Here is a 14,101-nt window from a genome sequence, read left to right as displayed (position 1 = left end):
GGTTACCTTCCCGTGCTGCTCGTGCCGAATTCAGACTGCCCCTAAAAGGTGCGCGCCTCAGCTTTCGTAGTCAATCGCATGGCGCAGCTGTTTTTCGTATTCTAGCGCCTTGCCGGTGCCCAAAGCCACACAATTCAGGCTTTCGTCGGCAATCGACACGGCCAGGCCGGTCTGTTCGCGCAGGGCCAGATCCAGATCACCCAGCAATGCACCACCGCCTGTCAGCATGACGCCGCGATCCACGATATCGGCGGCCAGATCAGGCGGAGTGGTTTCCAGCGCAGTCATCACCGCTTCGCAGATCTGCTGGACGGGTTCCGACAGCGCCTCGGCGACCTGGGCCTGGCTGATCTCGATTTCCTTGGGTACGCCGTTCAACAGGTCACGACCCCGGATATGCATCGACTGGCCGCGGCCATCATCAGGCATCCGCGCCGTGCCGATCGTCGTCTTGATGCGTTCCGCAGTGGATTCACCGACCAGCAGGTTCTGCTGCCGGCGCAGGTACGAGATGATGGCTTCATCCATGCGGTCGCCACCCACGCGGACCGAGCGGGCATAGACGATGTCGCCCAGCGACAGAACCGCCACTTCGGTTGTACCACCACCGATGTCGACGACCATGTTGCCGGTCGGGTCGGTGATCGGCATGCCCGCGCCGATGGCGGCGGCGATCGGTTCGGCGATCAGGCCGGCGCGGCGGGCACCAGCGGACAGAACCGACTGACGGATCGCCCGCTTTTCAACGGGTGTCGCGCCATGGGGGACGCAGACGATGATCTTGGGCTTCGAGAAAGTCGAACGCTTGTGAACCTTGCGGATGAAGTGTTTGATCATTTCTTCGGCTGTATCGAAGTCAGCAATCACACCTTCGCGCATGGGGCGGATGGCTTCGATCGAACCGGGCGTCCGGCCCAGCATCAGCTTGGCATCTTCGCCGACAGCCAGAACTTTCTTCACGCCGTCCTTGACGTGATAGGCTACGACCGAAGGCTCAGACAGGATGACACCGCGCCCCTTGACGTAAACCAGCGTGTTCGCCGTTCCAAGGTCGATGGCCATGTCCGCTGTGAACAGGCCGCCCAGATTGCCAAAGATCCCCATGTTTCCCCTGATCCTGTATGTCGGTTTTTCTACTGCCCGCGACTCGACGGTTCCGGGACGGATGACTTATAGGGTGCCATCACGCCCGGTAAAAGGGCTGATTCCGCGACAATCAGCACCTTTCCGCCTTATTGAATGGGACTTTAGAAGGCAAAATGCTCTCTTATCAACACATTTACCACGCCGGGAATCTGGCTGATGTCCAAAAGCACGCATTGCTGGCCTGGGTGCTGAATTATTTGACGCAGAAGGACAAGCCGCTCAGCTATGTCGAAACGCATTCTGGACGGGGGCTGTACCAGTTGGACGCGGACGAATCCATGCGGACGGGCGAGGCGGCGGCGGGAATCGAGCGCGCGAAACGAGAAGGGTGGTTCGGCACCGGACATCCGATGGCGCGGGTTCTGAAAAACATACAGGCCCGGCACGGCGACGCGGCCTATCCGGGATCGCCGATGATTGCAGCACATCTGTTGAGGGATCAGGACAGTCTGCATTTTGCCGAGCTGCACCCCCAGGAACATGCCGCGCTGTCCTTGGCAATGTCACCGTTCGGGGCGAAGGTGTATCGGCAGGACGGGTTTGAACTGGTGCAATCCCTGCTGCCTCCGACGCCGCGACGGGGGCTTTTGCTGATTGACCCAAGCTATGAGGTGAAGACCGATTACGATCGACTGCCCGGAGTGATTGCCAAACTGCACCGGAAATGGAATGTCGGGGTGATCGCGCTGTGGTACCCGGTGTTGTCGGACAAACGCCACGCCCGGATGATCGCGACGCTTGAAGCGCAAAACTTCCCCAAGGCTATTTGTCATGAGGTGACATTTCCACCGGTGCGCGAGGGGCATCGGATGGTGGGATCAGGGATGTTCATTCTGAACGCACCATTCGGCATCGAGGAAGAAACGACACGGCTGTCGCAGCTATTTGCAGGTCTCTGAGGTCAGCCAAGAAATGCAACCGATACTCCCGCCCTGTTTGCCTGCATCAGAGATACCGTCAAACATGTTGGGCCCGGCAGCGCGCCGCAGGCGCGCTGCCGGGCCCAAAGCTGCAAGGGTGCTCGGTGCAGCCGGGCAACCGCAGGTGCGGGAGCCCCTCACCGCGCCACTTTGGATCAGGTCAGGTCTTTGTAGCTGATTTCGCGGGCATCCGCGCCCGGGCCGGTCTTTTCCCGGCGCACGATCAGGCGGTTCAGCGCGTGGATATAGGCTTTGGCCGAAGCCACGACGGTATCCGTGTTCGCCGACTGACCCGTGGCGATCATACCATCTTCTTCCAGCCTGACCGAAACCGTGGCCTGCGCATCGGTGCCTTCGGTCACCGCATGAACCTGATACAGCTGCAAACGGGCCGTGTTGGGGTGAATCGCACGGATTGCCTTGAAGGTCGCGTCTACCGGCCCGTCGCCATGTTCAGTTGCGATGACGTCCTTACCGTCGACTTCCAACTCGACCGTCGATTCCGCCTGCCCGCCGGTGCCGCAGGTGACTTTCATCGACACCAATTGCAGATAGTCGTCCGCCTCGTCCAACGTCATCAGCGCAATGAGATCGTCGTCGAACACTTCTTTCTTGCGGTCCGCCAGATCCTTGAACCGCACGAAGATGTCTTTGAGTTGATTGTCGCCAACTTCAAAGCCCAGCGTTTCCAGTTTGTCGCGCAGAGCCGCGCGGCCCGAGTGCTTGCCCAGAGGCAGGGATGTGCCCGACAAGCCAATATCCTCGGGGCGCATGATTTCGAAATTGTCGCGGTTCTTGAGCATGCCGTCCTGATGGATGCCGCTTTCGTGGGCAAACGCGTTCTTGCCGACGATGGCCTTGTTGAACTGCACGTTGAAGCCCGACACCGTAGCGACCCGGCGCGAGATATGCATGATCTTGGTCGTGTCGATCCCGGTGTGGAAGGGCATGATGTCATTGCGCGTGCGTATTGCCATCACGACCTCTTCCAGGGCGGTGTTGCCGGCGCGTTCGCCCAGGCCGTTGATGGTGCATTCGATCTGGCGCGCGCCACCGATGACGGCCGCCAGTGAGTTCGCTGTCGCCATGCCGAGGTCGTTGTGACAATGCGTGGCGAAGATCACCTCATCTGCGCCCGGAACCGTTTCGATCAGGCGTTTGATCAGGTCAGCGGATTCCAGAGGCGCAGTATATCCCACGGTGTCGGGGATGTTGATGGTGGTTGCCCCGGCCTTGATCGCGATTTCGATGACGCGGCACAGGTAATCCCATTCGGTCCGGGTCGCGTCCATCGGCGACCACTGCACGTTTTCGCACAGGTTGCGCGCGTGGCTGACCGTTTCGTGAATTTTGTCAGCCATCTCGTCCTGTGTCAGGTTCGGAATGGCGCGGTGCAGCGGAGAGGTGCCGATGAAGGTGTGAATGCGGTTCTGTTCCGCGTGTTTGACCGCCTCCCAGCAGCGGTCGATATCAGCGAAATTGGCGCGGGCCAGACCGCAGATACGGGCGTTCTTGGCGTTCTTGGCGATCTCGGACACCGCTTTGAAGTCACCTTCGGATGCGATCGGAAAACCGGCTTCGATGATGTCGACGCCCATGTCATCCAACAGTTCGGCAATCTCGAGCTTTTCGTCATGGGTCATGGTCGCGCCGGGGCTCTGCTCGCCGTCGCGCAAAGTGGTATCAAAGATCAAGACGCGGTCTTGGTCGGTCACGTTGGTCATGGGAATCTCTTTCTTGTCTGTCCTAAAGCCTGTTGGCGCGCTGGCGTCCTCCTCTGAGCGGGCGCGCCGGATGGCACGCTCAGAGGCGGATTAGGATCAGTAGGCCACGCAGAACCGCGCCGTGAGGGGCGGCTTTGGCAAAAGGGATATCTGCGCAGTTGATCATGGGTTTGAGGTTATACAGACGCCGCCGGGAATGAAAAGAACCAATTTTCGACAAGTTGCGGTGTACGGGGTTGGAAATTCCCGTCCCTTGATTGATCCGTCCATGCCGCTAGCTGGTCGCAGATGGATACTGCTTTGATCATTGGTGCGTCCGGCGGGATTGGTGCGGCCGTACGCGAGCAATTGGAGGCACAGGGCGTTGCGGTGACGTGCCTCTCGCGCTCTGTCGAGGGGTTCGATCTGATGGAGCCAGATCGAGCAAGCCGGATGCTTGATCGCCTATCGGGCCCGTTCGATCTTGTTCTCGTCGCTTCCGGGGCGCTGGAAATTTCAGGCAATGCGCCCGAAAAGACCATTCGATCTGTTTCGGCAATGGCAATGATGGACCAGTTTGCTCTGAATGCCGTTGGTCCGGCGTTGGTGCTAAGCCGGGCCCATCAGTTGTTGCCGCGACAGCGGCGTTCGGTATTTGTTGTATTGTCCGCGCGGGTCGGGTCCATTGGCGACAATCGGATGGGCGGCTGGATCAGCTACCGCGCGGCCAAGGCCGCGGTCAATCAAATCGTCCATACTTCGGCAATTGAATTGGCCCGGACTCATAAACAGGCGATATGTGTTGCGCTGCATCCCGGCACGGTCAAAACAGAGTTTACTCGGAAATATCTGGGACGGCATCCCGCCGTTGAACCCGGTGAAGCCGCGCGCAACCTGATGTCCGTGATCGGCGGGTTGCGCCCGGCGGATACCGGTGGGTTCTTTGACTGGGCCGGAAAACCAGTTCCCTGGTGAACGATCATTCGCCAGACGGATCTGGTTGCTCCGCCTCTGAGAGCGGGTCTGTCTGCTGTGCCGGAGCGTCTACGCCGCCCTGCTGGTCCGGAGTTTGATTTGGTAAAACACCGTTTTCCCAGATACCGGTTTCTTCTTGCCCGTTGGCATAGCGCATGGTTCCGCTGCCCTGCCTTTTGTTGTCGACAAAGTTGCCCTCATAGACGTCGCCGTTCGAATAGGTCGCTATGCCTTCGCCGTTGATTCTGCCTTCGGACCAGTCGCCGACATACTTGAACCCGGCAGGGGTCACGATTTCTCCTTTGCCGTGACGCTTTCCGTTCACGAAGTCCCCGGTGTAGACCGTGCCGTCAGAGTATGTCGCCTTACCTTTTCCCTGACGAACCCCGTTGACCCAGTCTCCGTCATAGATCGAACCGTCCGCGCGGGTCATCACACCCTTGCCGTGGCTTTGTGCGTTTTTGAACTGACCCTTGTAGATCATGCCGGTGGCATAGGTCGCCGTACCCTGGCCTTCGATGACGCCGGCGATCCACTCACCCTCGTAAGTGGAGCCGTCGGGATAGGTGATGCGGCCGTTTCCTTCCGCCAGATCGGCCACGAAATCGCCCACGTAAACCGAACCGTCGGGATAGGTCAGCTCACCCAGGCCTTCTATCTGACCCTGGTTCCAGTCGCCGGTGTACACAAAACCATCGGTTCCGGTGAACGTGCCTGTGCCATGGCGGCGATCATCGACAAAATCGCCCTCGTAGACGTCCCCTGACGCGTGAGTTACTTTGCCTTTGCCCTGACGGCGCCCCTGCACAAGCTCGCCTTCATAAACATCGCCATTGGCATAGGTCAGGCGACCTGTCCCGGTGATCTGGTCCTGCGTCCATTCGCCTTCGTACACCATTCCGTCAGGCATCGTCTGGGTGCCCGTGCCATCGCGCAAGCCGGCGTTGACATCGCCTTCGTAAACGCTGCCATCGGCATAGGTGATCGTGGCCTTGCCTTGCCGCTGACCGTCCACCCAGTCGCCATCGTATACATATCCGTCGGGAAAGGTCAGTTTGCCCTTGCCGTGCCTTTGTGCGTTCCTGAACTCACCCTCATAGCGCGAGCCATTGGCAAATTCAGCGATGCCCGTGCCGTTGATGGATCCGTTGGACCATTCACCGTCATAGCTGCTGCCATTGGCGTAAACGATCTTGCCGCGCCCGTCCGGCTGACCTTTGACGAACGCGCCTTCATAAACCGATCCATCCGGGTACTTGGTGACGCCCTGGCCCTGAATTTCGCCTTCCACCCACTGGCCGGTATATTCGAACCCGTTGGGCAGCCGATACGTACCCGTCCCGTGGCGCAGGCCATTCTCATAAGTGCCCTCGTAGACGCCGCCCACTTCGTCATCCTTGACGATAATCGTGCCGTCCTGCGCAAAAGCGGTCGCAGCTGCCAGGCTCATGGCCACAGCCCCAATTGAGTTTCGGATCACATTCATTTTGGTCCTGCCTGCCGGATCATCGTTGGTTGCATCCCTGGGCGCAAAACTAGGATACCGTCGAGGGCAGGGCAACGGGTTTTGCGGCATTGGCCTTTTACTCGCGCGATGATCTGCTAAATGGCAATAGGACTGACGAGGCAAGAGGGCAGCATGGCCGACCGTTTCCGCATCACTCTGGCGCAACTGAACCCGACCGTAGGGGATATCGACGGCAACGCGGCCAAGGTCGTTGCCGCGTGGGAACAGGGCAAGGCGGCGGGGGCCGATCTGGTGGCGTTCCCCGAGATGTTCATCACCGGATACAACACGCAGGATCTGGTGCTGAAGCCGGTGTTTCATCGCGCGGCCATGGATGCGGTCGAGACTCTGGCCGGGAAATGCGCCGATGGGCCCGCGATTGCCTTGGGTGGTCCGTGGGTCGATGATGGCAAGTTGTACAATGCCTATCTGATCCTGAAGGGGGGGAGGATCACCAGCAAGGTTCTGAAGCACCACCTGCCGAATGAGACTGTTTTCGACGAAGTGCGCCTGTATGATGCGGGTCCTCTGGGCGGTCCGTATTCGGTTGGCAACTTCCGGATCGGCAGTCCCATCTGCGAGGATGGCTGGCACCCGGATGTGGCGGAAACGCTTGAGGAAACCGGGGCCGAGTTTCTACTGATCCCCAATGGGTCGCCCTATTTCCGGAACAAATACGATGTACGTCTGAACCATATGGTCGCGCGCGTGGTCGAAACGGGCCTGCCGCTGATCTACCTGAACATGGTCGGCGGGCAGGACGATCAGGTCTTTGACGGCGCCAGCTTCGGTCTCAACCCGGGCGGAGAGCTGGCCTTCCGGATGCCGGTATTCGACGAAGTGGTTTCTCAGGTGGATCTTGAGCGCGGCGATGATGGCTGGCGCATTGTGCCGGCAGAAATCGTGCCCCAGCCGGATGTGTGGGAGCAGGATTATCGCGCGATGGTGCAGTCCCTGCGGGACTATATGGGCAAGACCGGTTTCAAAAAGGCAGTTCTGGGACTTTCCGGAGGGATCGATTCCGCCTTGGTGGCGACCATCGCGGTGGATGCCATCGGGGCCGACAGTGTTCGCTGCGTGATGTTGCCGTCGGAATACACCAGCCAAGCGTCATTGGACGATGCCGAGGCCGTCGCCAAGGCACTGGGTGTGCACTATGACCATGTGCCGATTTCGGAAAGCCGGGCTGCCGTCACCAACACGCTTGCTCCGCTATTTGCGGGGTTGGACGAAGGCTTGACCGAGGAGAACATTCAGTCGCGCCTGCGCGGGCTTTTGCTGATGGCGATTTCGAACAAGTTTGGTGAAATGCTTTTGACCACCGGCAACAAGTCCGAGGTCGCGGTGGGCTATGCCACGATCTATGGCGACATGAATGGCGGCTACAACCCGATCAAGGACCTGTACAAGACCCGCGTGTTCGAAACCTGCCGCTGGCGCAACGCCAATCATCGAGACTGGATGATGGGGCCTGACGGAGAGGTCATTCGCCCGTCCGTCATTGACAAACCCCCCAGCGCCGAACTGCGCGAAGATCAGAAGGACAGTGACAGTCTACCGGACTATCCCGTACTGGACGCGATACTTGACATTCTGGTCGATCAGGATGGCTCCATCGCGGATTGCGTCGCCGCCGGATTTGACGAGGCGGACGCGCGAAAGGTCGAGCACCTGATCTATATCAGCGAGTACAAACGGTTCCAGTCCGCTCCGGGCACGCGCTTGAGTAAGCGGGCATTCTGGCTGGACCGGCGGTACCCGATCGTAAATCGCTGGCGTGATCGTCACTGAAATCGAAGCCAAGCCCGTCAGATCGGAAACAGTGAAGTTTCCGTGTTGTGCATTGTTCCTTGATCGAGGGGCAAAGCCCGCGCAACCGTGCGAAAAAGGCCATCCCTGGCTTGCTTGGGTGACATTTTTCTGACACATTTTTGCTTGGAAGTTGCCCAATGTGGGGCGGATGCGACGCATTGCCGTTGATGGCGAAGGCTGAATGTGGCGAACGCAGCGTATCCGGGGTTGGATGTCTGAGTGAATGGTTTGGTGTTAAAATGTACGAGGATTATGAAAGATCGCTTCATGCGCCTTTGAAATGGCGCACAATGGAATCTCCGCCGCAAGAATTGGATGAAAAAAAGCTGGATGCAGCAATTGCCGATTTGTTGAATGAACAGCGGCAGTCGGAAGATCAGAAAGCGGCCATGTTGCGGCCAGAGTTTCCGCAATTGCTTCCTCAGGAAGACGTATCCGCGCAAGCGGCGCTGAAGGAAAACCGGTTGTCCGCGATCTTGCGCCAGAAATGGGCGGAACTGTCCGGCGCAGCGTAACCTTCGGCCCGCGCTTTTAACCTCAGGCGTCTGGGTCACAGATGCCGAAAATCGTATGTTGCGGTGGCAGTTTGTATTGCCCATGCTTTGTCTTTTGGTCTCCATAGCGGTCCAAGCGACAGAGTAAGGCCTATTGATGACCGCGCCCAAACCAACTCCTGTAGAACCTGATCTTGCCCTGCCCAAAACCGTTGATGTCGTGGTCATCGGCGGCGGAGTCATCGGCGTTTCAACCGCGTTGGAACTGGCAGAGCGGGGCGCTTCGGTTCTTGTGTGCGAAAAAGGGCAGATTGCAGCCGAACAAAGTTCACGCAATTGGGGCTGGGTCCGTCTTGGGATGCGGGACCCAAGAGAGATACCCCTGATGCAGGAATCGTTGTGCATCTGGCAGACGCTCGATGACCGGCTGGACCGCAAGACAGGTTACACCCGATCCGGTATCCTTTTTGGCGCATCCGGCAGGCGGGATACCGGCAACATGGAACGTTGGCTGCACCATGTCGAAGGATTGCAGACCGGCGCGCGGATGGTTTCGGGCGGTGAGTTGGCAGACCTTTTGCACGGCAACCAATTGGGCTTTGAATCCGCTTTGTACATGCCGCAGGACGGTCGTGCCGAACCTCAATGGACAGCCCCCGCCATTGCCGAAGCCGCGCGGGCTCGGGGCGCGGTGATCATGACGAACTGCGCCGTGCGCAGTTTGGACGTTCAGGCTGGACGTATCGCCGGTGTTTTCACCGAGCGCGGCAAAGTTGCCAGCGGCCGCGTCGTTCTGGCCGGGGGTGCGTGGTCGCGCCTGTTTGCAGGCAATGCGGGGATCGAACTGCCGCAGCTGAAGGTTCTGAATACGGTCCTGCGCACATCCCCCATCGCAGAGGGGCCCGAGACGTCGTTGTGGTCGGATGACTTTGCGATCCGAAAACGGGCCGATGGCGGTTACACAATTGCGTCTGGTCACGAAAATACTGTGGACATCGTGCCGGACAGTTTTCGATTGGCGATGCAGTTCCTGCCGGCTTTTGTACAGGAGTGGAAATCTCTGCGCTTTCGCCTGTCCAAACGCTGGACGATCGAAGCAAAACAGGACCGGAGATGGCTGCCAACCGATGTGACGCCGTTCGAAAAGTGCCGGATCCTAGACCCTGAGCCGTCTCAAAAAACGTTGCGACGCGCCTGGGCCAGTGCATGCAAGGGATACCCCGCTGTGCAAACAGGCGAGATCGTACAAAGCTGGGCAGGTATGATCGATGTGACGCCGGATGCGATTCCCGTCATCTCGGGCGTGGATGATCTGCCGGGAATGTACATTGCCACGGGGTTTTCAGGCCATGGCTTTGGAATCGGCCCCGGGGCGGGGCGGCTGATGGCTGATCTGGTTGCCGAAACAACGGCTTGCGTGGACCCGGCCGCTTTTCGCTTGTCGCGGTTCAGTGACGGTTCAAAAGTGCGGCCGGATCCGGGGTACTGAACGCTCAGCCCATCATCTGGTAGCTAACCGGGACAAAGCGAAAGCCTTCTCCACGGGTCTCAACATACCCGGCGCCGGGGAAGGGCATGTGATAGCCGACCATAGGCACCTTGTCGGCAGCCAGCATGCCAAGAACATCGCGGCGTGCGGCAGTGGCTGCGGCCTTGTCCATGTCAAACCGGACTTCCCATTCTGGATGGGCGAAAGACCAGACATAGTGGTTGGCCAGATCCGCCGTCAGCACCAGACGTTGCCCGTTGCTTTCCAAATGGTAGACCGTGTGGCCCGGTGTGTGGCCATAAGCGGCCACTGCGGTAATGCCCGAGGCAACCTCGCCCCCGTCTTCGACAAAGGTCATTTTCTCGGCCAACGGTGTGACTTTTTCAGCGACCAGATCGCCCACACGATTGCCTGCGTCCTGCGCAGCCCAGAAATCATATTCCGGAGAAGCCGTCACGTAGCGCGCATTGGCGAAGGTGGGCGCGCCTTCGGTGGTCATGCCACCGATATGGTCAGGGTGCATATGCGTTATCACGACCACATCGATCTGATCCGGGGTCACGCCCGCATCTGCCAGCGCGGCCTGTATGCCACCTTGCCCCAGACCGGTATCAAACAGAACCAGCTCTGATCCCGTGTTGACCAGTGAGGGGGTAAAGAAAAACTGTGCGACGTCTGCCGGAATGAAGTTTTCAGCCGAAACCGTGCCAAATTCTTCGTCCGTCGCTCCGCCCCCAAAAATCTCTTTGGCTCCGTCGCGTGGAAAGCTGCCATCCAGCAGGGTCGTGACCGTGAAATCGCCAATATGAAATGACCTGGCGATTGTCGAGTTTGCTTTGGTTTCCGGGCTGGCGGCCAGAACCGGTGCGGCCGCAGCTACAAACGGCAAGGCGACGGCACTTCCCAAAGCGGCGCGGCGTGAAAGTTTTATTGTCATCTTCGTTCTCCCTGTCAGGACATCATTGTTATTGTTGCAGTTAGGGCGTCGAGAGTCTCTTGCCAGTTTATACGCCATTCAGATGGGGTGCATGGATGAATAATACGTGTTAATTTTTGTTCATGGCGCGATCAGACAACAAGACAGTTCCGACAGATCAAAGCGTCGAGAATTTCCTGAGAACGGTTCAACCGGCGCGCCGTGCTGAAGACGCGCACCAGCTTGACAAATTGTTTCGCGCCACCACCGGGTTTAGCCCGGTCATGTGGGGCCCGTCGATCGTCGGGTATGGCCGCTACCACTATCGCTACAAATCGGGTCGTGAAGGGGACTTTCTGGCAACCGGTTTTTCGCCGCGCAAATCCGCTTTGGTGATTTACATCATGCCGGGTTGCGCAGATTTTGCGGAACTCATGGCCAGATTGGGAAAGCACAAGCTGGGCAAGTCCTGTCTTTACGTCAACAAACTGGCGGATATCGACACGGGCGTTTTGCGCGAACTCATTCGCGCCGGATTGGACGACCTCGACAGGGTGTGGCCGGTGAAACCTTTCTGAATCACCTGATGGATCAAGCGGCGGCTGGACAAAAACGCCCCCATGTGACAAGAGCCGCGCCAACAGGAGACACCCATGACAACCACCCGTTTCGCCCCGTCGCCCACCGGTTACATCCATGTGGGCAACCTGCGCACCGCCCTGATGAACTATCTGATTGCCCGCAAGGCAGGCGGTACGTTCATCCTGCGCATCGATGATACCGACCCCGAGCGGTCGAAAGAAGAATATGTCGATGCCATCAAGCAGGACCTGGAATGGCTGGGTTTGCATTGGGACCGGGTCGAGCGTCAGTCGGACCGTCTGGACCGCTATGCCGAAGCGGCCGACAAGCTGCGCGCGATGGGTCGTTTGTACGAAGCGTTCGAAACGCCGACCGAGCTGGATCTGAAACGCAAGAAGCAACTGAACATGGGCAAGCCGCCGGTCTATGACCGCGCTGCGCTGAACCTGTCGGAGGCCGAGAAAGAGAAGCTGCGCGCTGAACGTGGCGACGGCGTCTGGCGCTTCAAGCTGGATCATGAACGTATCGAATGGAATGACGGCATTCTTGGCGACATCTCGATTGATGCGGCTTCGGTTTCCGATCCGGTTCTGATCCGTGGCGATGGTCAGGTTCTCTATACGATTGCGTCGGTTGTGGATGATACTGAAATGGGCGTGACGGATGTCGTGCGGGGTTCAGACCATGTGACCAACACGGCGACGCAGATCCAGATCATCGAGGCGTTGGGCGGGCGTTGTCCGCGCTTTGCCCACCATTCTCTGCTGACTGGTCCGCAGGGCGAGGCATTGTCGAAACGGCTGGGCACGCTGGCCTTGCGCGATCTTCGCGAACAAGGGGTGCAACCGATGGCGTTGCTGAGCCTGATGGCGCGTCTGGGCTCGTCTGATCCGGTTGAGCTGCGCTCGGAAATGGCCGAGCTGATCGAAGGGTTCGATGTAAGCCGGTTTGGCGCCGCGCCGACCAAGTTCGATGTACAGGACCTGTTTCCGCTGACCGCCAGGCATTTGCAATCGCTGCCGCTGTCAGATGTGGCCAGTGCCGTTGCGGATGCCGGTGTTCCAGATGAATTGGCAGAACCTTTCTGGGCCATGGCCCGCGAAAACATCACCACCCTGGCCGATCTCAAGGGCTGGTGGGAGCTGTGCCGTGATGGGGCCGATCCCCTGATCGCTGATGAAGATCGGGAATTCATTGCCCAGGCGATGGCTTTGCTGCCCGAAGGTCCGTTCGAAGGTGACACGTGGGGCACCTGGACCAAAGCCGTGAAAGAGGCAACCGGTCGCAAGGGCAAAGGCCTGTTCATGCCACTGCGCAAAGCGTTGACCGGCATGGAGCGCGGCCCGGAAATGGCTGCGCTGATGCCGTTGCTACAGGTGATCCGCGCGCGCGGCTAATGTGGCGGCATAAAAAATTTCTGGGCCACGTCATCGGCGTGGCCCTTTTTTATGCCGGCTGTACGAACCGAACCGACAATCTTGTCAGGCGGTCATCGACAAAATCACGTTCGACAGGTTTGAGTTGCTGGTGGCGTGGATAACGCGGTTCGGCGCGATCATTCAGGATCGGGGCATCCCATCCGGTTGTCGTCTCAAAGAATCGATCCGCGCCGTCCTCGCCGAATGCCCGCAAGTAACCCTGCACGACAACGTCGATATAGCTGAGCAGCAACGGGTGGTGATTGCTGGGCTGGCTGTGCCGATCCTGCGGGACGGCGTAGACAGCTATTTCGACGTCGTGCGTCAGGGGATGTGAAACCGACTGCGTTGCAGGAATTCGGTCATACGCCCATTCCCGTTCATCCAGCGCGGCCCAGTTATTATTGGGAACATGCGCAATCATGCCTTCGATCTCTGACTTCGGGTCGGGTACAGCAGTCAGAAACGCCACGGGTCGCAGATCGGTATGCCGCCAGGCCCGCCGCCAACCCTTCAGTCGCGCGGGGCGCGGATCGAGGAAATCATGCGTCGCGAGGTTCACGAGGCTGCCATAGCCAAAGAAATAGGGGTCGGCCATCCAAGAAGTGTCCTTTGGGTCGATTGATGTATGTCAAACCGCTTTTTTCCCGGACATGCAATAAGGTTGCATCTTGAATTTAGGGAGGCCCTCATGCGGATTACCAAAAGGACGAATATCGCTGTGCGCCTGTTGATGTATTGCGCAGCTCACCCGGACAGGCTGGTCACGAAATCCGAAATCGCCGAAGTGTGCAACATTTCGGAAAACCATCTGGCGCAGGTGATCAATCAGCTGAGCCAGCTGAACTATCTGAGCACGCAGCGCGGTCGAAACGGTGGCATGTCGCTGGCGCGCCCTGCGGATCAGATACGCATCGGTGCGGTGTTCCGGCATGTTGAAGGGGCTTTGCCCATTGCCGAGTGTTTCGCCGACGCTGACAACACGTGCCCTCTTACGGATGCCTGTCGGCTGAGGCTTGCGCTTCAGGACGCGGCAGAGGTGTTCTATGCGTCCCTGGACGATGTTACCCTGGATGCGCTGGTATGTGACAATGATCCGTTGCTGAGGCTCTTGCAGCCCGTGGCCTGCGTGCGCTGAT

The 14,101-nt window shown here is 58.8% G+C and carries 13 protein-coding genes; 8 read left to right on the top strand and 5 right to left on the bottom strand.

Annotation, left to right across the window (positions count from 1 at the left end):
- Window positions 1–57: 57 nt before the first annotated feature.
- Window positions 58–1,104: a rod shape-determining protein gene (locus tag GOW04_RS14875; RefSeq protein ID WP_039523195.1), complete on the bottom strand. Its 1,047-nt coding sequence runs from the start codon at window positions 1,102–1,104 to the stop codon at window positions 58–60.
- A 155-nt stretch (window positions 1,105–1,259) separates the two neighbouring features.
- Here GOW04_RS14875 and GOW04_RS14870 point away from each other — a divergent pair, with 155 nt between their 5' ends.
- On the top strand, window positions 1,260–2,045 hold the full coding sequence (locus GOW04_RS14870; protein WP_171233075.1) for a 23S rRNA (adenine(2030)-N(6))-methyltransferase RlmJ: 786 nt from the start codon (window positions 1,260–1,262) through the stop codon (window positions 2,043–2,045).
- Window positions 2,046–2,221: 176 nt separating this feature from the next.
- Here the strand turns inward: GOW04_RS14870 and GOW04_RS14865 are convergent, their stop codons facing one another.
- Window positions 2,222–3,790 (bottom strand): 2-isopropylmalate synthase, encoded by a 1,569-nt coding sequence (locus tag GOW04_RS14865; protein ID WP_171233074.1) that lies wholly within the window; start codon window positions 3,788–3,790, stop codon window positions 2,222–2,224.
- Window positions 3,791–4,078: 288 nt separating this feature from the next.
- Between GOW04_RS14865 and GOW04_RS14860 the strand changes: the two genes are divergently transcribed.
- The gene (locus GOW04_RS14860; protein WP_171233073.1) at window positions 4,079–4,744 is read left to right on the top strand and encodes an SDR family NAD(P)-dependent oxidoreductase; all 666 of its coding nucleotides are present in this window, start codon (window positions 4,079–4,081) and stop codon (window positions 4,742–4,744) included.
- Window positions 4,745–4,748: 4 nt separating this feature from the next.
- Here the strand turns inward: GOW04_RS14860 and GOW04_RS14855 are convergent, their stop codons facing one another.
- Window positions 4,749–6,230: a 2-isopropylmalate synthase gene (locus tag GOW04_RS14855; protein ID WP_171233072.1), complete on the bottom strand. Its 1,482-nt coding sequence runs from the start codon at window positions 6,228–6,230 to the stop codon at window positions 4,749–4,751.
- A gap of 153 nt (window positions 6,231–6,383) precedes the next feature.
- Between GOW04_RS14855 and GOW04_RS14850 the strand changes: the two genes are divergently transcribed.
- From GOW04_RS14850 to GOW04_RS14840, 3 genes are all read left to right on the top strand, one after another.
- Window positions 6,384–8,042, top strand: coding sequence for an NAD+ synthase (locus tag GOW04_RS14850; RefSeq protein ID WP_171233071.1), 1,659 nt, complete (start codon window positions 6,384–6,386; stop codon window positions 8,040–8,042).
- Window positions 8,043–8,353: 311 nt separating this feature from the next.
- A complete protein-coding gene (locus GOW04_RS14845; RefSeq protein ID WP_254430164.1) occupies window positions 8,354–8,578 on the top strand; it encodes a hypothetical protein in 225 nt (74 codons plus the stop codon).
- A 136-nt stretch (window positions 8,579–8,714) separates the two neighbouring features.
- Window positions 8,715–10,046 (top strand): FAD-binding oxidoreductase, encoded by a 1,332-nt coding sequence (locus GOW04_RS14840; RefSeq protein ID WP_171233070.1) that lies wholly within the window; start codon window positions 8,715–8,717, stop codon window positions 10,044–10,046.
- 4 nt (window positions 10,047–10,050) lie between these two features.
- Here the strand turns inward: GOW04_RS14840 and GOW04_RS14835 are convergent, their stop codons facing one another.
- Complete coding sequence (locus GOW04_RS14835) at window positions 10,051–10,983, bottom strand: MBL fold metallo-hydrolase (protein ID WP_171233069.1); 933 nt, start codon at window positions 10,981–10,983, stop codon at window positions 10,051–10,053.
- A gap of 122 nt (window positions 10,984–11,105) precedes the next feature.
- Here GOW04_RS14835 and GOW04_RS14830 point away from each other — a divergent pair, with 122 nt between their 5' ends.
- On the top strand, window positions 11,106–11,540 hold the full coding sequence (locus tag GOW04_RS14830; protein WP_171233068.1) for a DUF1801 domain-containing protein: 435 nt from the start codon (window positions 11,106–11,108) through the stop codon (window positions 11,538–11,540).
- A 75-nt stretch (window positions 11,541–11,615) separates the two neighbouring features.
- Complete coding sequence (gltX, locus tag GOW04_RS14825) at window positions 11,616–12,941, top strand: glutamate--tRNA ligase (protein ID WP_171233067.1); 1,326 nt, start codon at window positions 11,616–11,618, stop codon at window positions 12,939–12,941.
- A gap of 49 nt (window positions 12,942–12,990) precedes the next feature.
- Here gltX and GOW04_RS14820 read toward each other — a convergent pair whose 3' ends face one another.
- Window positions 12,991–13,560, bottom strand: a complete 570-nt coding sequence (locus GOW04_RS14820; RefSeq protein WP_171233066.1) for a gamma-glutamylcyclotransferase family protein — start codon at window positions 13,558–13,560, stop codon at window positions 12,991–12,993.
- A gap of 93 nt (window positions 13,561–13,653) precedes the next feature.
- Here GOW04_RS14820 and GOW04_RS14815 point away from each other — a divergent pair, with 93 nt between their 5' ends.
- Window positions 13,654–14,100: an Rrf2 family transcriptional regulator gene (locus GOW04_RS14815; protein ID WP_170346430.1), complete on the top strand. Its 447-nt coding sequence runs from the start codon at window positions 13,654–13,656 to the stop codon at window positions 14,098–14,100.
- Window position 14,101: the final 1 nt, after the last annotated feature.

It is taken from the genome of Ruegeria sp. HKCCA4812, from assembly GCF_013034245.1.
Lineage (GTDB): Bacteria > Pseudomonadota > Alphaproteobacteria > Rhodobacterales > Rhodobacteraceae > Ruegeria.
Note: the sequence above shows the minus strand (reverse complement) of the source record. Positions and strands in the feature narration are given on the sequence as shown.